This window comes from Pseudomonas fluorescens Q2-87 (assembly GCF_000281895.1).
Taxonomy (GTDB): Bacteria; Pseudomonadota; Gammaproteobacteria; order Pseudomonadales; family Pseudomonadaceae; genus Aquipseudomonas; species Aquipseudomonas fluorescens_S.
Window position 1 is genome coordinate 1,811,491 of record NZ_CM001558.1, and the last position, 25,419, is coordinate 1,836,909.

The following is a 25,419-nucleotide window of genomic DNA, read 5'->3' on the forward strand; positions in this document are numbered from 1 at the left end:
GCGTTTGTCGACGCTGAAACCGCGCGCCCGTTCGACCTGCGCCAAGGGCCGTTGCTGCGGGTATCGCTGTTAAAAGTCGGCGACGACGACCATGTGCTGGCGCTGATCCAGCACCACATCATCTCCGATGGCTGGTCGATGCAAGTGCTGGTGGATGAACTGGTGCGCCACTATGCCTTCAACACCGCCGGACAGCCGCTGGTATTGCCGGAGCTGAGCGTGCAGTACGCCGATTATGCGATCTGGCAGCGTCACTGGCTGGAGGCCGGTGAGCGCGAGCGGCAACTGGCCTATTGGGTCCAGACCCTGGGCGACGAACAACCGGTCCTGGAGCTGCCCCTCGATCATCCACGCCCGCCCGTGCAGAGTTTTCGTGGTGCGCGTTTGGACCTGAACTTGCCAGCGGAGCTGGGCGCGGCGCTCAAGCAACTGGCCCAGCGCGAAGGCGCGAGTCTGTTCATGGTGCTGCTGGCTTCGTTCCAGGCCTTGCTGCACCGCTACAGCGGTCAGCCGCAGATCCGCGTCGGCGTGCCGGTGGCCAACCGCAACCGGGTCGAGACTGAAGGCCTGATCGGCTTCTTCGTCAACACCCAGGTGCTCAACGCCCATGTCGACGGCCAGTTGCCGTTCGATCGCTTGCTCAATCAGGTCAAGCAAGCGGCGATGGCCGCCCAGGCGCATCAGGATCTGCCCTTCGAGCAACTGATCGAAGCCTTGCAGCCGGAACGCAGCCTCAGCCACAGCCCGATCTTCCAGGTCATGTTCAACCACCAGACGGCCAGCGAAAAAGACCGCCAGCTGCAACTGCCGCAACTGAGTATCGAGGACCTGGGGTGGGAGGGGCGCACCGCCCAGTTCGACCTGACCCTGGGCACCTATGAAAGCGAGCAGGGCGTTGCCGCCGAACTGACCTATGCCACCGACCTGTTCGAACCGCAGACCATCCAACGCCTGGCCCGCCATTGGCAGAACCTGCTTCAGGGCATTGTCGCTGCGCCACAGCAACGCGTTGGTGAGCTGCCATTGCTCGACGCCGCCCAGCAGCGCCTGACGCAGCAGGACTGGTACCGCGTGGTCGACCGCGGCGCTGAAGCCGCATGCGTGCACCTGCGCATCGCCGAACAGGCGCGGCAGACCCCTGATGCAGTGGCGCTGACCATCGAAGGACAGACCTTGACCCATGGGCAACTGGACGCGCGCGCCAACCAGCTCGCCCACCGCCTGATTGCCCTGGGCGTGACGCCTGACCAGCCGGTGGGCATCGCCGTGGAGCGCTCGGTGGAGATGATCGTCGGCCTGCTGGCGATCCTCAAGGCCGGTGGCGCCTACGTGCCCCTCGACCCGGCGTACCCGGAGGATCGCCTGGCCTACATGATCGACGACAGTGGCATCGAGCTGCTGTTGACCCAGTCCCGTTTGCAGGAAGTGCTACCGATTCCGGCGACCCTTCGAACCGTGCTGCTGGACCAGCCCGACGCCGCGCTGCGGGATGCTCCGCGCACCTGCCCGGCGGTGCCGCTGACGGCTGGGCACCTGGCCTACGTCATCTACACCTCCGGTTCCACCGGCAAACCCAAGGGCGTGATGGTGCGCCATGGCGCGCTGAGCAATTTTGTCGCCAGCATGATCGACCAGCCGGGCCTTTCGGCCGGTGACCGCATGCTGTCGCTGACAACCTTTTCCTTCGATATTTTCGGCCTGGAAATCTACGGGCCGTTGTCGGTCGGTGCCAGCGTCGTGCTGACCGGCCAGAACGTCCACCAGGATCCCCACGCGGTGCTGGCGCTGATCGAGCGTCATGATGTGACGGTGCTGCAAGCCACGCCTTCGAGCTGGCGCATGCTGCTGGATCATGAGCACGCTGGGTGGTTGGCCGGGCGCACTTTCCTCTGTGGCGGCGAGGCGTTGCCCCAGGAGCTGGCGCAACGCTTGCTGGCCCTTTCGCCAAACGTCTGGAACCTCTACGGCCCGACCGAAACCACGATCTGGTCGGCGGTGCACCCCTTGAGCCAGGAAAACAGCCGTCCATTGCTCGGCAAACCCCTGGACAACACCGCGCTCTATATCGTCGGCAGCGACCTGACCCTCAATCCGCCCGGTGCGCCGGGTGAGCTGCTGATCGGCGGCGACGGGCTGGCGCGCGGCTATTTCCAGCGCCCGGCGCTGACCGCCGAACGCTTCGTGCCCGATCCGTTTTCCAGCACCGGCGAGCGGCTGTATCGCACTGGCGACTTGACCCGCTATCGGGCCGAAGGCGTGGTCGAGTACCTCGGCCGTATCGACCACCAAGTGAAGATCCGTGGCTTGCGGATCGAACTGGGGGAAATCGAAGCGGCGTTGCTGGCCCAGGCCAGCGTGCGCGAAACCGTGGTGGTGGCCCACGAAGGCCCGACCGGTGCGCAACTGGTGGGCTACGTGGTGCCTGCCTCGGCCGAAGCGCTGGACCCCGAGGCCGAGGCCGCCTTGCGTGCGGCGCTCAAAGCCGCGCTCAAGGCGCAGTTGCCCGAGTACATGGTGCCGGCGCACCTGATGTTCCTGGCGCAGCTGCCGTTGACGCCCAATGGCAAGGTCGATCGCAAGGCGTTGCCGGCCCCGGACGCCAGCGCTGTGCAGCGGGCCTACGTTGCGCCGCGCAGTCACGCCGAGCAGCAAGTGGCAGCGATCTGGCAGCAAGTGCTCAAGCTTGAGCGAGTCGGGTTGCAAGACAACTTTTTCGAGCTGGGCGGGCACTCATTGTTGGTGACCCAGGTGGTGTCGCGGGTCCGTCGGGCGCTGGGGATCGAAGTGCCGCTGCGCAGCTTGTTCGAGCACACCACCCTGGGCGATTTTGTCCAGGCCTTCGACGGCGAACCAGGCGAACAATTGCCAACAATCGCAGTGGTGCCACGTGACCAGACGCTGCCGCTGTCGTTTGCCCAGGAGCGTCAGTGGTTCCTGTGGAAAATGGACCCTGACAGCGCGGCCTACAACATTCCCAGCGCATTGCGCTTGCGCGGCACGCTGGACAAAGTTGCCCTGGCCTTGAGCTTCGAGGCCCTGGTTGAGCGCCACGAAAGCTTGCGCACCGTGTTCGTCGAAGACGATGGCCGCACCTGCCAACTGATTCGAGCGCAAGGGCAGGTCGATGTCCTCGAACGGCGCCTGGCTGCTGAGGATGAGGCAAGTGTTCAAGCGTTCATCGAACAGCAGACGCAAGCTCCGTTCGACCTCTTGAATGACCCGCCGCTGCGCGTGGCGCTGTTGGAACTGGGCGAGCAGGATCACATCGTGGTGCTGACGCTGCATCACATCGTGTCCGATGCCTGGTCGTTGCAGGTGATGGTCGACGACCTGATGAGCCTGTATTCGGCGTTCAGCCAAGGGCAGCCGTCGCCGCTGCCCGCGCTGTCGATTCAATACGCCGACTATGCCGTCTGGCAGCGCCAATGGATGGCGGCCGGTGAGCGGGATCGACAACTGGCCTACTGGACTGCACAACTGGGCGGCGAACAACCGTTGCTTGCGCTGCCCACCGACCATCCGCGCCCGGCCCGGCAAAGCCTGCGCGGTGCGCGTCTGCCGGTGCGGTTGGACCGCTCGCTCAGTGACGCCCTCAAAGCCGTGGCCCGCCGGGAGAACGTCACGCTGTTTGTGCTGTTGCTCGGCGCTTTCCAGGCCTTGCTGTCTCGCTACAGCGGCCAGGCGGATATTCGGGTCGGGGTGCCGATTGCCAACCGTCAGCGACTGGAAACCGAGCGTCTGATCGGCTTCTTCGTCAATACCCAGGTCTTGCTGGCTCAGTTTGACCGCGACCTGACCGGCGCCGGTTTGCTGCAACAACTCAAGCAGACGGCCATGGCGGCGCAAATGCACCAGGACCTGCCGTTCGAGCAACTGGTCGATGCCTTGCAGCCGCAGCGCAACCTGAGCCACAGCCCGTTGTTCCAGGCCATGTTCAACCATCGCAACGAAACCGCCCCGGTCTTTGACAATGCCTTGCCGGGCCTGTCCGTCGAACCTATCGGTTGGGCGCAACGCACCGCGCAGTTCGACCTTAGCCTGGACACCGTCGACAGCCCCGAAGGCCTGTACGCGGCCCTGACCTACGCCTCGGACCTGTTCGAGCCAGCCACCATCGAGCGCATGGCCCGGCATTGGCTGAACCTGCTGCGAAACCTCGTGGCGGACGTGCAGCGTCCTGTGGCCCAGTGGACGTTATTGGCTGATGACGAGCGTCAGCACATGCTGATCGATTGGAACGCGACGGCGACTCGATTTCCGCTTGATCGCAGCGTGCAACAGTTGATCGAAGCGCAAGTGCGCCGGACCCCAGACGCCACTGCGCTGGTCTTCGGCGAGCAGCGCTTGAGCTTCGGCGAGTTGAATGCCCGGGCCAATCGTCTGGCGCACCGGCTGATCGACCGCGGCGTCGGCCCGGATGTGCTGGTGGGCATCGCCGCTGAACGCTCGGTTGAAATGGTGCTGGGGCTGCTGGCGATTCTCAAGGCCGGTGGTGCCTACGTCCCCCTGGATCCCGACTACCCACGGGATCGCCTGGCCTATATGTTCGAGGACAGCGGCATCGGTTTGCTGCTGACCCAGGGGCATCTGCTCGATCAATTGCCGATTCCGACGGGCATCGAAAGCCTGGTGCTGGATCTGCCTGACGACGGGCTGTACGCAGGCCGCGAGACCAATCCGGACGTCGAGGTCCACGGCGAAAACCTCGCTTACGTGATCTATACCTCCGGTTCAACCGGCAAGCCCAAGGGCGCGGGCAATCGTCATTCGGCCCTGGTCAACCGATTGTGCTGGATGCAACAGGCCTATGGGCTCGACGCCACGGACAGCGTGCTGCAGAAAACCCCATTCAGTTTCGACGTGTCGGTGTGGGAGTTCTTCTGGCCGCTGCTGACCGGCGCGACGCTGGTGGTGGCCGCGCCGGGTGCCCATCGCGATCCGGCGCAACTGATCGGGTTGATCCGCGCGCAGCGCATCACCACGCTGCACTTCGTGCCGTCGATGTTGCAGGCATTTGTGCAAGACCCGAACGCGGCCGAATGCACCTGCCTCAAACGCATCGTTTGCAGCGGCGAAGCGCTGCCGGTGGATGCCCAGCAGCAGGTGTTCGCCAAGCTGCCGAACGCCCATCTGTACAACCTCTACGGCCCGACCGAGGCCGCCATCGACGTGACTCATTGGACCTGCGTCGAGGAAGGCCGCGACAGCGTGCCCATCGGCCAGCCGATTGCCAACCTCAGCACTTACATCCTCGACGATGAACTGGCGCCGGTGCCGGTGGGCGTGATCGGCGAGCTGTACCTGGGAGGCGAGGGGCTGGCCCGCGGTTACCATCGGCGCGCCGCCCTGACGGCCGAGCGTTTCGTAACGGGCCCCTTTGGTCAGGGTCAGCGGCTGTATCGCACCGGGGATTTGGCGCGCTACCGCATCGATGGCGTGATCGAGTACGCCGGACGCACCGATCACCAAGTGAAAATACGTGGCCTGCGCATCGAGCTGGGTGAAATCGAAGCGCGCCTGGCCGAGCATGACGAGGTGCGCGAGACCGTGGTCATCGCCCAGGGCGCTTCGTTGCTGGTGGCCTACGTGGTGCCGGCCCGCGCTGAAATCCTGGTCGCTGAAGACGCCGTTCGCCAGGCGTTGCAGAGCCGCCTCAAGGCGCATTTGAGCCAGTCCTTGCCCGACTACATGGTGCCTGCGCACTGGGTGTGGCTGGAAAACATGCCGATTAGCCCCAACGGCAAACTGGAGCGCAAGGCGTTGCCCAGGGCGGATATCAGCGCCAGTCCCAAGGCTTACCTCGCACCGCAGACGGCCATGGAACAGGCACTGGCCGATATCTGGACCGGCGTGCTCGGCCGAGCGCAAGTGGGCGTGGCTGACAACTTCTTCGAGCTCGGTGGCGACTCGATCATTTCCATTCAAGTGGTCAGCCGCGCCCGCCAGGCCGGCATCCATTTCAGCCCCAAGGATCTGTTCGTCCACCAGACCATCCAAGGCCTCGCCAGTGTGGCCGTCCTGGATGACAACCGTCCTCGCATCGACCAAGGCCCGGTGACCGGAAATACGCCGTTGCTGCCGTTCCAGCAGTTGTTCTTCGAACGCGATATGACCGAGCCGCATCACTGGAACCAGTCAGTGTTGCTCAAGGGTTTGCGGCCGGTGCGTGCCGGGCATCTGGAGCAGGCGCTGGAGGCTTTGGTGGCTCATCACGATGCCTTGCGCCTGGCCTTCAAGCGCGAAGACGGGACCTGGGTGGCCCGACATCAAACCCTCGCCGAGCAGCAGGCGGCCTGGCAGCGTTCGCCGCTGTTGTGGACCGCCGAAGTGGCCGATGCCCAGGCGCTCGAACGCTTGGCCGAACAGGCCCAGCGCAGCCTGGCACCGGAAAGCGGCACGCTGTTGCGCGGGGTGTTGGCGAATCTCGCCGATGGCAGCCAACGGCTGTTGCTGGTGATCCATCACCTGGTGGTGGACGGTGTGTCCTGGCGCATTCTGCTGGAAGACCTGCAACAGGCTTACGAGCAGTTGCACGCTGGCCAGGCCGTGAACCTGCCGGCCAAGACCCATTCCACCCAAGCGTGGGCACAACGCTTGCAAAACCACGCTGGCAGTGCGGCGTTGCAAGGGCAGATGGCGTACTGGCAAGGGCAACTTGAAGGGGCTCGCCATGACTTGCCCTGCGACCGGCCCGAGGGCGAATTGCGCCGCAGCCACGGCGTGCAGGTGCAGACGCGCCTGGACCAGACCCAGACCCGTCGGCTCCTGCAACACGCGCCAGCGGCCTATCGCACCCAGGTCAACGACTTGCTGCTGACGGCACTGGCCCGGGTCATCGGCCGGTGGACCGGGGACGCCTCGACGTTGATCCAGTTGGAGGGCCATGGCCGCGAAGCCCTGTTCGATGACATCGACCTGAGCCGTAGCGTCGGCTGGTTCACCAGTCTGTTCCCGGTGCGGTTGACGCCCGCCGCCGAGCCTGGGGATTCGATCAAGGCCATCAAGGAGCAGTTGCGGGCGATACCCGACAAAGGCCTCGGGTTCGGCGTGTTGCGCTACCTCGGCGATGAGCCGACGCGGCGCTCCCTCGCGGAGCTGCCCGCGCCACGGATCACCTTCAACTACCTGGGACAGTTCGACAGCGGCTTTGCCGATGACGTTGACGGCCTGTTCGTTCCGGCCAGCGAATCGGCGGGCGCGGCGCAAAGCCCCCTGGCGCCGCTGGACAACTGGTTGACCCTCAATGGCATCGTCTATGGGGGGGAGTTGAGTGTCGACTGGACGTTCAGCGCGCAGATGTTCGACGAGTCGACGATCCAGGCGCTGGCCACGGAATACGGTGAAGCGTTGCAGGCCTTGATCGAGCATTGCTGCCAGGCGCAGCACCAGGGCTTCACACCGTCGGACTTCCCCCTGGCCGGGCTGACCCAGGCTCAACTGGACGCCTTGCCGCTGGCGCCGCGACAGGTCGAGGACATCTACCCGTTGTCGCCGATGCAGCAGGGCATGCTGTTCCACACGCTGTATGAGCAGCAGGCCGGCAACTACATCAATCAGTTGCGGGTGGACGTCGAAGGGCTGGACGTCGAGCGCTTCCGCGAGGCTTGGCAAGCAGCCATGGACGCCCATGACGTGTTGCGCAGCAGTTTCGTCTGGGAGGGTGACTTCAAGCGCGCCTTGCAAGTGGTGCACAAGCATTTGGACGTTGTGTTTGTATCCCATGACTGGCGCGCCAGGCCGCAGATGAACGAAGACCTCGAAGCCCTTGCCTTGGCGCAGCGGCAACAGGGTTTTGCACTGGATGCTGCGCCGCTGCTGCGACTGGTGGTGGTGCGCGTGGCAGCGGACCGTTATCACTTGATCTACACCAGCCATCACATCCTGATGGATGGCTGGAGCAACTCTCAATTGCTCGGCGAAGTGCTGCAACGCTACAGCGGCCAGACCCTGGCACGCCGCTGCGGGCGCTATCGGGACTACATCGACTGGCTGTCGCGCCAGGCACCCGGGGCCAGCGAGCCATTCTGGACGGCGCAACTGGCCGAACTGGACGAGCCGACGCTGCTGGCAGGTGCGTTTTCCCGGGGAAACCGCACCGATGCCAGCCATGGCCACGGCGAACACGAGCAACTGCTCGATGCCCAAGCCACGGCGCGGCTGCAGCGCTTTGCCCGTGAGCAGAAAGTCACGATCAACACGCTGGTGCAAGCGGCCTGGCAATTGTTGCTGCAACGCTGCACCGGGCAATCCACCGTTGCCTTCGGCGCCACGGTGGCCGGACGCCCTGCGCACATCGCGGGCGTGGAGCAGCAGATCGGCCTGTTCATCAATACCTTGCCGGTCATCGGCCGCCCACAGGCAGAGCAGCCCGTCGGCCAGTGGCTGCAAGAGGTGCAGGGCCGCAACCTGAGCCTGCGCGAACACGAGCACACGCCGCTGTTCGATATTCAGCGCTGGGCCGGGCAGGGCGGAGCGGCGCTGTTCGACACGCTGCTTGTGTTCGAGAACTACCCGGTTTCACAGGCATTGCAACAAGGTGCGCCAGCCACGTTGCGCTTCGGCGAGGTGGTCAATCACGAGCAAACCAATTATCCGCTGACCTTGGCGGTGAACCTGGGGGAAACCCTGTCGCTGCTCTTGAGTTACAGCCATGACAGCTTCACCTCGGCCGATGTGATCCGTATCGGCGGGCACCTGCGTCATCTGCTGGAGCAACTGACCCTGGGGGGCGAGCGCTTGGTCGGGCAATTGTCACTGCTCGATGCTGAGCAGCAGCAGGTCCAGCAGGGTTGGAACGCCACGACAATCGACTACCCGCTCGATTGCGCTGTGCATCGACTGATTGAAGCCCAGGTGGGTAAAACCCCTGAGGCCTGTGCGCTGGTTTTTGGGAGCCAACGGTTGAGCTACGCCGACCTCAATGCCGAGGCCAACCGGCTCGCCGACGTGCTGATCGAACACGGCGTCGGGCCCGATGTGCTGGTGGGCATCGCCGTGGAGCGCTCGGTGGAAATGGTCGTCGGCCTGTTGGCAATTCTCAAGGCCGGTGGCGCCTACGTGCCGCTGGACCCGGACTATCCACAGGATCGCCTGGCCTACATGTTCGACGACAGCGGCATCGCCTTGCTGCTGACCCAGCGTCATTTGCTGGAGCAATTGCCGGTGCCGACGGGCGTGCGCAGCCTGGTATTGGATCAGCCAGGCGACTGGCTGGCCGGGCGCCGCGATGCCAATCCGGTGGTTGCAGTCGATGGCGAGAACCTCGCCTACGTGATTTACACCTCGGGCTCTACCGGCAAACCCAAAGGCGCGGGCAACCGCCATTCGGCGCTGGTCAATCGGCTGTCCTGGATGCAGGACGCCTATGGGTTGGAGGCGAGCGACAGGGTGTTGCAAAAGACGCCGTTCAGTTTCGACGTGTCGGTCTGGGAGTTCTTCTGGCCATTGCTGACCGGTTCGACCCTGGTCATGGCGCCGCCCGGTGCCCACCGCGACCCAACGCAGTTGATCGAGCTGATTACCGCGCAACAGATCAGCACCTTGCACTTCGTCCCCTCGATGCTGCAGGTATTCATGCAGGAGCCTACGGTCGGTCGTTGCCAGGGCCTGAAGCGGATCATCTGCAGTGGCGAAGCCCTGCCGGTGGATGCCCAGTTGCAGGTGTTCGCCAAACTGCCCGCCGCCGGCTTGTATAACTTGTACGGCCCCACCGAAGCGGCCATCGACGTGACACATTGGACCTGTGTCGACGAAGGCCGGGACGCGGTGCCGATTGGCCAGCCGATTGCCAACCTGAGCACGTTTATCCTCGACCAGAATCTGTCGCCGCTGCCGGTGGGAGTGACTGGCGAGCTGTACCTGGGCGGTGAAGGCTTGGCGCGGGGTTATCACCGTCGTCCAGCGTTGACCGCTGAGCGCTTCGTCACCAGCCCGTTCGGTGATGGCGCGCGCCTGTACCGCACCGGCGACCTGGCGCGCTACCGGGCCGATGGCGTGATCGAGTACGCCGGGCGCATGGACCATCAGGTGAAAATCCGCGGCCTGCGCATCGAGCTGGGCGAGATCGAAGCGCGCCTGGCCGAACATGCCGAGGTCCGCGAAGCCGTTGTGATCGCCCAGGACGGTAGCGTGCTGGTGGGGTATGTGGTGCCGGAATCCGCGGCGCTGTTGAACGCCGGTGCCAGCGTCGGTCATGCCTTCGAGCAGACGTTGAAGAGCCACGTGAGCCAGCATCTGCCGGACTACATGGTGCCGCAGCACTGGGTGCTGCTCGAGCGCATGCCGGTGAGCCCGAACGGCAAGCTCGAACGCAAGGCGCTGCCGCGTTTCGACGCGGACCAGTCCCACGGTTTCGTGATGCCCGAGGGCGAGCTGGAACAGCAGATCGCGTCCATCTGGCAGGAAGTACTGGAGCTCGAAAAGGTCGGTCGCAACGATCATTTCTTCGAGCGCGGCGGTCATTCATTGCTGGCGACCCAAGCCGTTTCGCGCTTGCGCGGGCTGACGAGTTATCCCCTGAGCCTGCGGGATCTGTTCAATCATCCACAGCTCAAGGCGCTGGCCAACCTGATGGGCGGGACCGCGGATGGGCCGGTGCGGGCGAGCGATTCCCGCAGGGTCCGGCTCAAGGCCCATGAGCCACAGCGCTCGGCACCGTTGTCGTTGGTGCAGCGGCGCTTGTGGATTGCCGAACAGTTGTCAGGTGGCACGTCGGCCTATGGCATGCCCCTGGCGCTGCGCTTGTCTGGCGCGTTGTCGGTGGAGCATCTGCTGAGCAGTTTCGCCGACGTGGTGCGCCGCCATGACGTGCTACGCACCGCGTATGTCCAGGATGACGAAGGCGATCCGGTGGCGCTGATTGCCGATGAGATCGAACAGGATTTCCCGCTGATCGATTTGTCGGGCCTCTCGCCCAGTGCCCAGCAGGAGGCGGTGGCCCGGGCGACGCTGGAAAACGCGCGCACGCCGATTGACCTGCAACAGGCTCCGCTGTGGCGCGGGCGAATTCTGCACCTGGGGCCGACCGAACATGTGTTGCTGTACGCGATGCACCACATCATCTCCGATGGCTGGTCGATGGGGTTGTTGATCAACGAACTGGTGCAGGTCTATGAAGCGTCCCTCGCGGGCAAGCCGATGCCGCTGCCACCGCTCCAGGTTCAGTACCAGGACTTCGCCTGGTGGCAACAGGCGCTGGAGGACCAGGGGGTGCTGGCGCGTCAGGCCGACTATTGGAAGCACCGGCTCGACGGGTACGACGGCCGCCTGAACCTGCCGCTGACCAGCCCTCGCGGGCAGACGGTGTCCTATGACGGTGATGCGCTGCGATTCCAGCTGTCCAGCGGGCTGACCGAGGCGTTGCGCCGCTTATCCAGCGAGGCCGGTGTCACGCTGTACAGCACGTTGCTGGCGTCCTTCCAGGTGCTGTTGCATCGAGTCTGCAACGCGGCGGACCTGGTCATTGGCGCCGACGTGGCCGGACGTGAACAGGCTGAACTCGAACGCCTGATCGGCTTCTTCGTCAACGTGCTGCCATTGCGTTCGCGCTTTGATGCCGACGCTGCGTTCTCGGATTTCCTGGCGCAAACCCAGGACAACCTGCTTGGCGCGCTGGAGCACCAGGACCTGCCGTTCGACCAGATTGTCGAGGTGTCGGGCGTGCCGCGGCACAAGGGCATGAACCCGTTGCTCCAAGTGTTGTTCGTGATGAACAACGTGCCGGTGCGCACCCGATCCATGGCGGGCTTGAGCGTGGAATCGCTACCGGCCCTGGAGACCCATTCTAAATTCGACATGGCACTGTTCGTTGACGAAGAAGAAGGGCAATTGCGCGGTAACTGGCAATTCGCCTCGACCTTGTTCGGACACGAGCGCATCCAGCAGCTGATCCAGGCCTGGACAGCCCTGTTGGAACAGATCGTCGTTGATCAGGACATTCAATTAGGAGCTATCTGCATGCCAGTCGAAAACCGGGCGGCAGCCGTCACGCCTGCCACCGTCCCCGGGCCCAAGGCCGACAAACTGGGCAAGTTCCTCAAGCGCGCCGCGACACCGGCCGCCGGGCCTCGTCCAGCGCGGGTGCGCGAATCGCTGGTGGCCGCGCCGCAACGCTTTCCGTTGATGCTGGAACCGGGCGAGCCGCACCTGGACGTCATCGAGTGGATCCAGCAGAACCGTGGGTTCATTGAGCAAAAGCTCGCCGAACACGCGGGCATCCTGTTTCGCGGTTTCGAGCTGGACGGTATCCAGGGTTTTGAAGCCTTCGCCGAAGCGATACAGCCCGGGCTTTATGGTCAGTACGGCGACCTGCCGAAGAAGGAAGGGGGCAAGAATACCTACCGCTCCACGCCGTACCCGGAGCGCAAGATGATCCTGTTCCACAACGAGAGCTCCCACCAGGACCGTTGGCCGCGCAAGCAGATGTTCTATTGCGAGCAAGCCGCGCCCGTGGGCGGCGCGACTCCGGTGGTGGATTGCCGCTTGATGTACGAGAAACTGCCGGCGGACCTTCGCGAGAAGTTCGAGGACAAAGGCCTGCTCTACGTGCGCACCTTCACCGCCAAGCTCGACGTGTCGTGGCAGCACTTCTTCAAGACTGAAGATCGCCGCGAAGTGGAGGCGCGTTGCCGGGCGGGTGGCATCCAGTGGCGTTGGCTCGATAACGACGAGCTGCAAACCCGTACGCCGGGGCCCGCGATCATCACGCACCCGATCACTGGCGAAAAATCATTCTTCAACCAGGTGCAACTGCACCACATCCATTGGCTGGAGCCGGATGTGCGCGAGGACCTGTTGTCGATGTTCGGCCTGGAGCGGATGCCCCGCCATGTCTATTACGGCGACGGTACCCCGATTGAAGACGAGGTCATGGAGCGCATCGGCCAGTTGTACGAAGCCTGCGCGGTGCGTTTCGACTGGCACAAGGGCGACGTGATCCTGCTGGACAACATGCTGGTGGCCCACGCCCGTGACCCGTTCGAGGGGCCCCGCAAGATCGTGGTCGCCATGGGCGATATGTACGACCACAGCAGCCTTGAACGCGTGCCTGCCGCCCGGCACACCGCCCAAGATGCACCCACTACCGAGGAAGCCGGAGCATGAACGAGGTCACCATGGACGCGAACGATCCGGGCTTCGCCCTGACACCCGAGCAACAAACAGCGCTTGAGCAACTGTCGAACACGGCGACGTGTGGCGAGGCATTGCGCTGGTTGCATGTGGTCATCGACGGCGACCTCGACCCGCAGCGTTTGCAGGTGGCGTTCGATACGCTACTGGCGCAGCAGCCGATGCTGCTGGCGCGGTTGGGCAAGGTTGCCGGTTTCCACGGGTTGCGCCAGGCCGCCGCCGGCTTCGGGCACTTTCCGCTGACGGTCCAGGCGCAGGCGCAACGGGCCGAGGAAATCCAGGCGCAGGTCGAGGAACTGACGGACCGCGCTTTTGTGCTCGGCGAATCGGCAAGCGTCCAGGCCGTGCTTTATCGACTGGGGCCAAGGCAATGGCAGTTGGTGCTGGGCATCGCCCGCTTCAGCGTCGATGGGCAATCGCTGAATGTATTGCTCGAACAGCTCCAGCAAGCCTATGCCGGGGCACAGGCGTCGGAGGACGAAGTGCCAGGGGAGTTTGCCCAGTACCTGGAATGGCGCAGTGAAGTGGTGCTGGATGAAGACGCCGGCACCGCGCAGACCTATTGGCGGGAGCACTTGCAGAATGTGCAGGCGGACATCGCCACGCCGTGGTTGGCCGCGCGCAGTGCTGGCCATGAGGCAACGGTCGCCGACTCGTGCGTATCGCTGGCGCTGGAACCGGCGCAGCGCGACGCGTTGCAACGCCTGGCCGAGCAGCTCGGCCAGCCCCTTGCCACGTTGCTGCAAGGCGCCTGGTGGGTGTTGCTGGGACGCTTGAGCGGGGGTGAACAGGCGCTGGTCGGCGTGCGCCATGACAGTCGCGGCGACTACGACTATTTCGCCAATGCCGTGGGGGTGTTCGAAAAAAACCTGCCGCTGTGCGTTGCCTTGCCCGCCGTTGCATCCTTCAGCGAATGGCTGGGCACCCTGGCGGCTCGCCTCGATGATCACCGCACCTGGCAGGAATACTGGACGCCGGAATTGAGCCCTGACGCGGCGCGTCCGGCCTATGGCTTTACGATGGCCGAGGCGAGCCATACCCAGGCCAGTGGCGGTCTGAACTGGGCCGCGTCGGCGCCTGTTCAGGTCGATGGGTTCGAGTGCTTGTTGCAGGTCCAATTGGACGGTGTCCAGCAGCCTGCTGCGTTCAATGTGCATTACGCCAGTTCGCGTTATTCGCGAGCGTCCATCAACGCCGTGCTGGAGCAATACGGCGTGCTGTTGGCGTCGATCCTTGCGGCACCGCATGCTCAACTGGCACAGCTCAACCTGCTGGGCAGCGCCGAGAAACAGCGCTCGCTGGCGATCAACCCGCCGGTGCAGGCGCTGGCGGACAGTCGTTATTTGCCGCAACGCATCGCCGACTGGGCGATCCATACGCCGGACGCCATTGCCCTGACTGACGCCGACCAGCAGTTGAGCTATGGCCAGTTGCAAGCGCGGGTCGACAGCGTGGCCCAGGGCCTCCAGGACCAAGGGCTGGGCGCCGGGTCGATTGTCGCGCTGGCGTTGCCGCGTTCGGCGGAACTGGTGATTGCCATGTTGGCGAGCTGGCGCATCGGGGCGGCGTATCTGCCCCTCGATGTGCAGTGGCCCCAGGCGCGTCAGGCGTTGATGCTGGAGCAGGCCGGCGCCGCTGTGTTGCTGACTGATGCGGCGCAGCTGCCGGCCTGGCACGATCAGCCATACAAGGTATTGACTGTTGCAGGGCTCAGTCAGTCGGCTGCGTCGTTGCCGCCTCTTGTCACTCAGGGCAACGACATTGCCTATGTGTTGTTTACCTCCGGCTCCACCGGTGTGCCCAAGGGCGTGGTGATCGAGCATCGGCAGTTGCTCAACTACACCGCCCAGGTCAGCCAGGCGCTGGGGCTTGAGTGGTGCAAACACGTCGGTTTTACCTCTACCGTGGCGGCGGACTTGGGCAACACCACCTTGTTTGGCGGGTTGTTCAATGGCGTGACCTTGCACGTGGCCAGCGATGAACAGATGCAGGACGGCGCGTTGTTTGCCGACTACCTGCACCAGCACCAGATCGACTGCCTGAAGATCGTGCCGTCGCACCTCGCGGCGCTGCTGGACAGTGAGCGGGCGACCCTGCCGCGTACGCTGGTGCTGGGTGGCGAGCCAATCGCCGGGCCGTTGATCGAACGCATCGCCCGGCTGCGCAGCGATTGCCAGGTGTTCAACCACTACGGGCCGACCGAAGCCACGGTCGGGGTGATGATCCATCCCTTGGCACTGGACGGTACTGCCGACGATTGTTCGGCGCTGACCCAGGTGCTGGGCAACAACCAGGTCTACGTGCTTGACGCCGATCTGCGTTTGGCACCGGTGGGCATGCTGGGTGAGGTGTACCTGGGCGGTGCCCAGGTATGCCGGGGCTATGTGAATGTCGACACCGAGGGGCAAGCGTTCATCCGGAGTCCGTTTGATCCGGCCCAACGTCTCTATCGCAGCGGCGACCTGGCGCGCTATCGCCCGGACGGAGCGATCCAGCTGCACGGCCGGCGCGATCAGCAGGTGAAGGTGCGCGGGTTCCGGATCGAATTGGCGGAGATCGAGGCCGAGCTCCTGCGCGTGCCACAGGTTGCCGAAGCGCTGGTGCTGCCGGCTGCGGCGGCCGAGCAGGGGTTGTTGGCGTTTATCGTGGCGCAGCAAGGCACGTCGGCGGGCTTGCTTGACGCCGCGCGAGCCGAGCTGAGCGCCCGCTTGCCCAGTGTGATGCTGCCGCAGCACCTGCAACTTATCGAACAGTTCCCGCGGCTGGCCAACGGCAAGATCGATCGCAAGGCGCTGCAGCTGTTGGCGAGTGCGACGGCAGACGATGAAGACACCGCACCGCGCGATGCGCTGGAACAATTGCTCGCCGCGCGCATGGCACAGTTGCTGGGGCAAGACCGACTGGGCATTGACCGCGACTTCTTCGCCGCCGGTGGGCATTCGTTGTTGGTGATCAAGTTGGTGGCCGGTATTCGCAAGTTGTTGCAGTGCGACATTCATCCGGGACTGGTTTTTGATCATCCGACCGTGGCCTCGCTGGCCCAGGCCTTGCGAGCGGTGGAGAGCAGCCCGGGGCAACTGGAAAAAATCGCCCAGGTGCGCTTGCGCATGGAAGCGATGAGCCCAGAGGAAAAAGCCCTGCTGGCCGAACAGGCTCGGCAGTTGCAAGCCGCCAGGGCGGCGCCGCTGGGCTGATTCAGAGGCGGGTCAAATCTTAAAAACCAAGCAGAACCCTGTGGCGAGGGAGCTTGCTCCCGCTGGGCTGCGCAGCAGTCCTGAAACCGGCTGCCGCTATTTGTCTGGCTCACCGCGTGAGGGCTTTTGGGGCTGCTGCGCAGCCCAGCGGGAGCAAGCTCCCTCGCCACACGAGTGTTCACAGCTTTGGTATTGGCGGTGTTCATTAAAAAAGCCGGCGCCCATCAGCGCCGGCCTTTTTTAACTTTTTACGCGAATGATAAATAAACTCATTCCGGTTTCATACCGGTGCTGCGTCTTACAAAGGTATGTGGGCAAATCGGGTCGGGCAGGGCTGCCCAGGCGCCGGATGCGTCCAGCAAAAACTTTGTCGTCGTCCAGCCGGATGACCGTGCCCGGGGAGGGGCCGGTCGGCCATGCACTGGCGCATTGCCGTGAGGCAATCGACAGCGCGGGTTCACTTGTGCGGGCGAGCGGCGGGCCATTTGGCCCCATGGACTTTCACTTCTACCAATAATAGAGAGCACGATGTCGGCAATTCATGAGTTGAAACCGCTGTTCAAGGCACTCGTCATGTCCCGCGGCCTGCGTTCGCGTCGGGTGTTGACCGGTTTGGGGTTGGTCTGCGTAATGCCACTCAGCGCCCAGGTGATGGCTGAAGATGTCAGCATCGACATTCCTGCGCAATCGCTACCGCAGGCATTGCAAGCGTTCGGCCAGCAGACCAACCAGCAAGTGATCTACAACGCCGCCGATATGGCCGGACTGAAAAGCACCCGCGTCAGCGGCAAGATGAGCCCGCAGGCGGCCATCGCCGAATTGCTCAAGGGCACCGGCGTGCGCTACAGCCTCGAAGGCAGCACTATCATGCTGGTGCGGGGCTCCGCCACCACCGGCATGGAGTTGGGCGCGACCACCATCAACGCACAGCAATTGGACGCGACGACCGAAGGCAGCCACTCATACACCAGTAACGCCGTGACCATCGGCAAGGGCACCCACACCCTCAAGGAAATTCCCCAGTCGATCACCGTGATGACGCGCAAGCAGATGGACGATCAGAACCTGGTCAGCCTCAAGGACGCGGTCAACCAGACCACCGGCATCGTCGGCCTGCAGGGCGTCGGCCAGGGCATGATCCTGTCTTCCCGCGGTTTCCAGATCGATGACTGGCAATACGACGGTGTGCCGATCCCGCGCAATACCTATTCGCTGGGCAACTGGGCGACCCAGGACCTGATTTTCTTCGACCGCCTGGAAGTCATGCGCGGCGCCTCCGGCCTGCTGCAAGGCACGGGCAGCCCTGGTGGCGCCGTCAACCTGGTGCGCAAGCGTGGCCAGAGCGCACCGACCGTGACCCTGACCGGCAAGGCTGGCTCGTGGGATCACTACGGCCTGCAATTGGACGCTGGCGGCCCGCTGAACGACGCCGGCAACATTCGCGGTCGTGTCGTCCTCGACGAAGACCAGAGCAATTCCTTCGTTGACCATACGTGGAACAAAACCCACTCGATGTACGGCGCGCTGGACGTCGACCTGAGCGAAGACACCACTCTGGGCTTCGCCGTCAGCCAGTCCAACGGCGAGTCGCGCGGCAACATCCGCGGCCTGCCACGCTACGCCGACGGCTCGATGCCGGACGTGTCGCGTTCGACCTACACCGGCGCGCGCTGGAACCGTTCCGATATCGACGTCACCACCCTTTATGCCGATCTGGAGCATCGCTTCAACGAGGATTGGGCCTTCAAGGTTGGCGCTGTGCATATGTCCGAAGACAACCAGGCGAAAAACCAGCGAACGCAAAATGGCAGCGTGGGCCTCAACCCGAATGGCACGGGTGTGCAATACGCCGACTTCGTGACCGATTTCCAATCCACCAAGGTTGGCCTGGACATGAACCTGTCCGGCAAATTCGAAGCCTTGTCGATGCAACAGGAAGTCATGCTGGGCAGCAACTTCTCCCAACTGGAGACGGACGATAAATATGCCCGCACGTTCAACAACAGCAGCGACTCGATCTTCGACCTGAATAATAATCGGCCGGAGGTCAGCTACGACAGCTTGGTCAACGCCTCGAACGGGCGGGGCACCCTCAGTAAATACGACATTCGCCAGAAAGGCGTGTACGGCACCTGGCGCGTCAAACCGGTCGACGACCTGACGCTGGTGCTGGGTTCGCGCGTCAGCTGGTACGACTTCAGCTACAAATCGAAAACCCAGACGGCGAGCGGTATCACCGGCAATGCACCGAGCACCGCCACCGAGACCGGCGTGGTTACGCCCTACGGCGGTATCATTTATGACCTGAGCCGTGAATGGGCGGTGTATGCCAGCTACACCGACGTATTCCAGCCGCAAACCAACCTCGATACCAGCGGTTCGGTGCTCAAGCCAATCGTCGGCACCAACTACGAAGTCGGCCTCAAGGGCGAGCTGATGGACGGTCGGGTCAATACCTCCATGGCTGTCTTCCGTTACGACCAGGAGAACCGTGCCATCCCCGTCGCCAGCTGCACGGGCGTGAACTGCTCCGCTGCTTCGGGCAAAGTGCGTAGTCAGGGGATCGAGGCCGAAATCAGTGGTGAAGTGATAGATAACCTGCAGCTGTTCGCGGGCTATACCTACAACACCACCAAGTACCTGAAAGATCCGAGCAATGAAGGCAGTGTCTTCAGCACCTGGACGCCGAAACACATGCTGCGGGTGTGGGGCAACTACCAGTTCACCGGCGACTGGAACCGTGTCAGCACCGGCCTGGGCTTCACCACCCAAAGCCACACGATGGTCTACGACTATGATCGCGAGGTTCCGGGTTACACCGTTTGGAACGCTCGTGTCGGCTATCGGATGACGTCGGAGATCGATCTGGCGGTCAACCTGAATAACCTGTTCGATAAGACCTACATTGCCCCGGGTTACAACCAGCTCAATGGCAACAACAACTTTGGTGATCCGCGTAATGTGATGTTCAGCGTGAAGTACACCCCGCAGTTCTGATTCACGTACGCACAAAAAAACCGACCCGCCTTGTGCGGGTCGGTTTTTTTATGGGATTTGCCAGGCCTTCCAGCCAGCTCCTGAGGAAACGCGAAACCTGTGGCGAGGGAGCTTGCTCCCGCTTGAGTGCGAAGCGCTCACAAAAAAGGGCTGCTGCGCAGCCCAGCGGGAGCAAGCTCCCTCGCCACAATGACCGTGCCTGACGCTACTTACAGCCCAGAAAGACCTCGACCAGCGAATCAAGCAATCCATCGTCGAAGATCATGCTGCGATGACGCAACGGCGAATACACCGAGCATTGCAGCTCCCCCGTCAAACTGTGTTCTTTAATCAACCCTTCGCAAAAAGCCAACTCCTCCGGGGTCTTTTCCGCCTGTGTCCACCAGCAGCTCGGACGTACCCGTACCGGCTTGAAAGTGAACCCATCGAAGGCCTCCAACAACCGGTCATGCACCGAAAACGCCTGGGCATTCATGACCTCATCCTTGACGCTCTGCACGATCGACAGCAAGTCGCCTCGCCCCGGCTCGATCTGGCTGGCGGCCCATTCATGGAATGCCTGGACCGTGCTGTCGGGGTGCTGTTGCCGGTAAGCCGCCGTGCGCTCGGTGAGGGTAGGAAACAGCAGGTCGAAGTATTCGATGGCTTCGATCAGGTCCTGGGACGCCGGGTCGGCTGTTTCCAGGCTTGGCAAATGCCGATGGCGCGGCAAGGTCGCCGGGTAAAGGTGTTCCGGAATCGTGCTGTCCACCAGACCGAGGAAGCTCACGGTGTGGCCCTGGCTTTCCAGCGTGGTGGCGATATCCATGGCAATGGCGCCGCCCAAGGACCAACCCATCAGGCAATACGGGCCTTGGGGCTGGGCCTTGACGATTTCCTGGCTGTAATCGGCGATCATCTCGCCCCAGGCTTCGGGCCCTGCATGGGGTTCGCTGAAGCCGCGATGCATGACGCCAAACGTGCGCGCACGGTGTTGGAGTTTGCGTGCCAGTGGCTGGTAGCAGAACACGATGCCCCCGCTGGGGTGCAGGCAAAATAGCTGCGGTGCGGTGGCGGGGGCGTTGTTCAATTCGACCAGGCATTGAGTCTGCTCCCGGTGCTTGTGCGAAATGAACAGCGCCAGTTCGGCGATGCTCGGGTTGGCCAGCAGTTCTTGCAGCCGCACGGTGATATTCAGGCGCGCCTTGAGGTTGGCAATCAGCTCGATGGCGAGGATCGAATGGCCGCCCAATTCAAAGAAGCTGTCATCGATGCTCACGCGCTCAACCCTGAGCGAATGCTGCCAGAGCTGCGCCAGGGCTTCTTCCAACGGGGTGCGCGGCGCGACGTATTGGCCATGCCAAAGGCCGGCATCAGGTTCTGGCAAGGCCTTGCGGTCGAGCTTGCCATTGGTATTGAGCGGGAAGCGATCGATGAACAGCAGGTGACTGGGCACCATATAGTCCGGCAACTGGGCTTTGAGGGCGTTCAACACGCTTTCGCGTAACTCGGCCGTGGACGGTTGCGTCGCGATCACATAGGCGATCAGTTGCAGGCCGCCCGAGCCTTCATGGGTCAGTACCGCGCAATCCTGGACTGCCGGCAGCGTTTGCAGACGTGCCTGGATTTCCCCCAGTTCAATGCGGAAACCACGGATCTTGACCTGATGATCCAGGCGCCCGACGTATTCGATGCTGCCGTCGCTGCGGTAGCGGGCAAGGTCGCCGGTGCGATACAGGCGTCCACCCGGCAGCGGGTCGAACGGATCGGGGATGAAGCGGCTGGCGGTCAAGTCGGCGCGCTGGTGATAGCCGCGCGCCAGGCCGGCTCGACCGACATACAGCTCACCGATGCAACCCTTGGGCACCGGGTTCAGATGAGCGTCGAGCAAGTACCAGGACAGGTCGACGATAGGCTCGCCGATAGGGCTCGCCGCCTCGCGGTGCAGGTCGTTCATCGACAGCGGCCGCCAAGTGACATGCACGGTGGTTTCGGTGATGCCATACATGTTGATCAACCGTGGCGTCTGGTCCCCGAAACGTTCAAACCAGGGACGCAGGCTTTGCACGTCAATCGCCTCGCCGCCAAAAATCACCTGGCGCAGTCGGTGGACAAGCGGCTGCCCAGGCTCGCACGCGACTTGCAACAACGACTTGAAGGCCGAGGGCGTCTGGTTGAGCACCGTGACGTTTTCCTGGCAAAGCAGGGCATAAAAATCCTGCGGCGAACGGCTCACGGCGTAGGGCACGATGACCAGTCGACCGCCATGCAGCAGGGCGCCGAAAATCTCCCACACGGAAAAGTCGAAGGCATAGGAATGGAACAGGCACCACACATCCCGCTGGTTGAAACTGAACCAGTGCTTCGTGGCCTGGAACAAACGGTTGACGTTGTGGTGCGCGAGCAATGTGCCCTTGGGCTTGCCGGTCGAGCCTGAGGTATAGATCACGTACGCCAGGTTATCAGTGTCCATCGGCACATCCGGATTGTGCTCGGGACAGGTGCCATCGGCATCGACCGAATCCAGCAACAGACAATCCATGCCGGCGGGCAGCGCAAGCGACTCAAGCAGATGCGCCTGGGTCAGGACCTGCGTGACGCCACTGTCCTCAATCATGTATGCCAGGCGATCGGCCGGGTAGGCCGGGTCCAGCGGCACGTAGGCGCCGCCGGCCTTGAGAATGGCCAGCAGGCCGATGATCATCTGGGGCGTGCGCTCCACCGCGATGCCGACCAACACGTCGGGCCCAACGCCTCGCTCGATCAGCCGATGGGCCAATCGGTTGGCCTGTCGGTTGAGTTCGCCGTAGCTCAGGTGCTGCCCTTCAAACGTCAGGGCAATCGCGTCGCCCGAGGCAGCGGCATGGCTTTCGATCAAGTGGTGCAGGCAGCGCTCACGGGGCAGTTGGGTCGGCTGGCGGTTCCAGTCGCTGAGGGTTTGCTGACGCTCGGTGGCACCCAGCAATGGCAGTTCACCGAGTGCGCGCTCGGGCGTCTCGATCAGGCCTCGCAGCAGGTTTTGCCAATGCTCGGCCATGCGCTCGATGGTCGTTGCCTGGTAAAGATCGCGGCTGTACTCGAACGTTGCCACGATCTGTTGCTGTGAGTAGTCGACGTCCAGCGACAGGTCGAACTTGGCTTGGCTGTCTCCGGTATCGAGAAACTCCAGCACCCGTTGGCCTTGGGTCGGTGCTGGCGGTTTGGGCGAGCAGGTGCGCCAGTTGAACAAGACCTGGAACAGCGGATTGGAACCCTGGGCGCCAGGACGTTGCAGTTGATCGAGGATCAGCTCCAGCGGGTAGTCGGCATGTTCCAGCGCGGCGAGGGACTGCGCGCGCAAATCCCGAAGAAAATCCAGCCCGCTGCGGGTCGAGTCGATTCGCGCGCGATACACCTGACTGCTGACAAAAAAACCCACCAGGTCCTGGCTTTCAGGGCTGTTGCGGTTGGCGTTGGGGACGCCGACGGTGAAATCGCTCTGGTTGCTGTACCGGCCCAGCAACAATTGCCAGGCACCCAGCGCCACCACGAAAGGCGTCAACCCCTGGCGTTGGCAGAACGCGTCCAAGGCCTGGGACACTGCGGGGGCAAGCGACAGATGCACGCGGCCGGCCATAGGTTGATGACTCGCGGCTCGGGGAAAATCTTGTGGAAGCTCCAGCGCAGGCAGGTCATGTCCCAGGTAGCGACGCCAGTATTCGCCACTGCGCTGGCAGGCCGTGCTTTGCAAATACGCGCCGCGCTGGTGGGCCGCGTAGTCGGCGTATTGCATGGACAACGGCGGCAGCGCTGACGGATCGCCACACAAGGCCTGCCCATAGGCCTGGGTCATGTCCTGCATGAGGATCGTGTTGGACCAGGCATCGGAGACGATGTGGTGCATGTTGAGCAACAGCACATGTTCGTCATCGCCCAGCCCGAGCAGCGTTGCGCGCATCAGCGGCGCCTGGGTGAGATCGAAGGGTTGCCGGGCATGGCGCTCGATGCGCGCTGACAGCGCCACGGCCCGAGCCTGCGGATCGAGTGCACCGAGGTCCTCGCGGTGCAGAATGAGCTGGGCATTGCGCTCGACCACCTGGCTCGCGGCGCCGTCGATTTCAACGAACGCAGTGCGCAGGATGTCGTGGCGGTCGATGACGCGATTCAGTGCCTGCTCCAGAGCATCGGCATCGAGCGCGCCGGTCAGGCGCAGGGCCCGGGGCAAGTTGTAGGCCGAGCGGCTCGGATCTCTCTGTTGCTCCAGCCACAAGCGTTGCTGGGCGAAGGACAAGGGGGCGCGGTCGAGCCGGCTACGGTGGGTGCTGGCGTGCAAGTCGCCAGCAACCTCATCGAGCAGCAGCGTCAGCAGATCATCATCTAGCAATTCGTTCATGGTGTTCTCGCGGTAAACAGCATTGCATCGGGCAGGTTCAGGCAAAGGCTGCCGGGGCCTTTTCACTGACGACCCGACCTGCCTGCATCCGGACCAATTGGTCGGCGATGTCGAAGTAACGGTCGTCGTGGGAAATGACGATGATGGTTTTGCCCAGTGCTTTCAGTTCCGGCAGCAGTTCGGTATAGAAAACGCGGCGAAACACCGGATCCTGATCAGCGGCCCACTCATCGAAGACCAGCACCGGGCGTTCTTCGAGCCAGGCGTTGAGCAGCGCCAGGCGCTTGCGTTGGCCGGTGGACAGATCGGTGGTGCTGAACGCGCCGTCCCGAACGCTGACCTTATGGGCGATTTCCAAACGCTCCAGGTAGCGGTTGGCATCTGCCGGCACCTGTTGATTGCCCTGGACCAGCTCATCGAACAGGTAGTAGTCGGCAAAAATCGTGGTGAACAACTGGCGGTAATCGTCCCGTCGGGCGACCGATACCGGCTCGCCATCCAGCAGGATTTCGCCGCCCTGGGGCGCATAGAGACCCAACAGCAATTTGATCAACGTGGTCTTGCCGCCGCCGTTCTCGCCGACGATGAAGACGATGTCGCCTTGGGTGATGGACAGGTTGACCGGCCCAAGGGCGAAGGGTTGGCTGCCATCGACTGCCGGGAAGGCGTAGTGCACGTCCCGCAACTCCAACTGCTGGAGCGTCGGCTTGGCCGCACGCGTGTCGTTGAGCAGCAGGTGCGGCTCCGGTGAGGAAAACTGCTCGGCCAGCTCGGCAATGCGCTTGAAGGCGATGTTGGCCCGGCTGATCACCGGCAGGGTCATCACCAGGTATTCCAGCGGGCCCTTCACGTACAGCAGCACCAGCACGAAGCCGCTGAGCACCGCTTTATCCGTGCCCAGCCACAGCGATTGCAGGGCCAGGACCAGGCCGATGACCACGAAAAACAGCATCGAACCGAAGGTCTTGGCCACCACGAACGTATTGACCGAGCGGATATTGGTGGCGCAGATGTGGTCGGCGGTGGCTTCGATGCGCTGGCTGAACATGCGTTGGCGGCGCGGACGATGAATGCGCAGCTCCTTGGCGCCGGCGGCAATCGCGCTGTAGTGCTTTTGCAGCGCGTCCTCGGCCTCGCGAGCCGCTTCGAACCCCCGGATGCCACGGGCTCGTGCGACGTATTGCACGACGGTGCCGATGACCAGCGCCACCAGCAGCAGCAAGAACATCGGCAGGGACAGGTAGGCCAGGTATCCCAGGCAACCGAGGGTCACGGTGAAGGCGATGGCCAGCGGTGCGAAAGAAAACGCAAAGTTGCTGACGGTGTTGACGTCGTGGGTCAACACCGGGATGAGCCGATGGCTGCGATAGCGTTCGATCTGCTCGATGGGTGCCAGCAAGACTTTCTGGCCCAGGGATTTGCGCAACCCGGCAATGATGTTCTGGCCGACATGGTTGGTGCCGATGTCCGAGAGAATCGAGGTCAACAGCGCCACCGCACAGAGCCCGGCGAACGTCGCCAGCATCCGGGGCGTGGGCGTGGTGGCGGCGTTCAGGGCGTCGTTGATGGTTGCCAGCAGGGCGGTGATGCTCAGGCCGCCCAGCATGCCCAGGACGATGGAGCCCAGGACAATCAGCCGGAAGGGTTTGAGCAGGCTGAACAGTTCATTCATCGCCCCGCGTGTTGGTTGGCTCATGGAGGTTTCCCTGCTTGATGAAAAGGGCGAAGCCCCTGGCGGGTGTTCACCTG

5 protein-coding genes (1 of these 5 only partly in view) are annotated in these 25,419 nt (G+C 63.3%); 3 read left to right on the forward strand and 2 right to left on the reverse strand.

Translation table 11 applies throughout. The annotated features are described in order from the left end of the window. From PFLQ2_RS19385 to PFLQ2_RS19375, 3 genes are all read left to right on the forward strand, one after another. On the forward strand, window positions 1-13,101 hold the 3' portion of the coding sequence (locus tag PFLQ2_RS19385) for a non-ribosomal peptide synthase/polyketide synthase (protein WP_003179640.1). Its footprint begins 432 nt before the window's first position; 13,101 of the gene's 13,533 nt are visible here — the last part of the coding sequence; its start codon lies off the left edge, out of view; the stop codon is at window positions 13,099-13,101. After that, on the forward strand, window positions 13,098-16,322 hold the full coding sequence (locus tag PFLQ2_RS19380; protein WP_003179641.1) for a non-ribosomal peptide synthetase: 3,225 nt from the start codon (window positions 13,098-13,100) through the stop codon (window positions 16,320-16,322). The genes PFLQ2_RS19385 and PFLQ2_RS19380 overlap by 4 nt, the downstream gene beginning before the upstream one ends. A gap of 528 nt (window positions 16,323-16,850) precedes the next feature. After that, a complete protein-coding gene (locus PFLQ2_RS19375; protein WP_003179642.1) occupies window positions 16,851-19,319 on the forward strand; it encodes a TonB-dependent siderophore receptor in 2,469 nt (822 codons plus the stop codon). A 205-nt stretch (window positions 19,320-19,524) separates the two neighbouring features. On the opposite strand, the gene PFLQ2_RS19370 is transcribed toward PFLQ2_RS19375, so the two are convergent. Then, complete coding sequence (locus tag PFLQ2_RS19370; protein ID WP_003179646.1) at window positions 19,525-23,670, reverse strand: non-ribosomal peptide synthetase; 4,146 nt, start codon at window positions 23,668-23,670, stop codon at window positions 19,525-19,527. A gap of 37 nt (window positions 23,671-23,707) precedes the next feature. Next, a complete protein-coding gene (locus PFLQ2_RS19365) occupies window positions 23,708-25,366 on the reverse strand; it encodes a cyclic peptide export ABC transporter (protein WP_003179648.1) in 1,659 nt (552 codons plus the stop codon). Window positions 25,367-25,419: the final 53 nt, after the last annotated feature.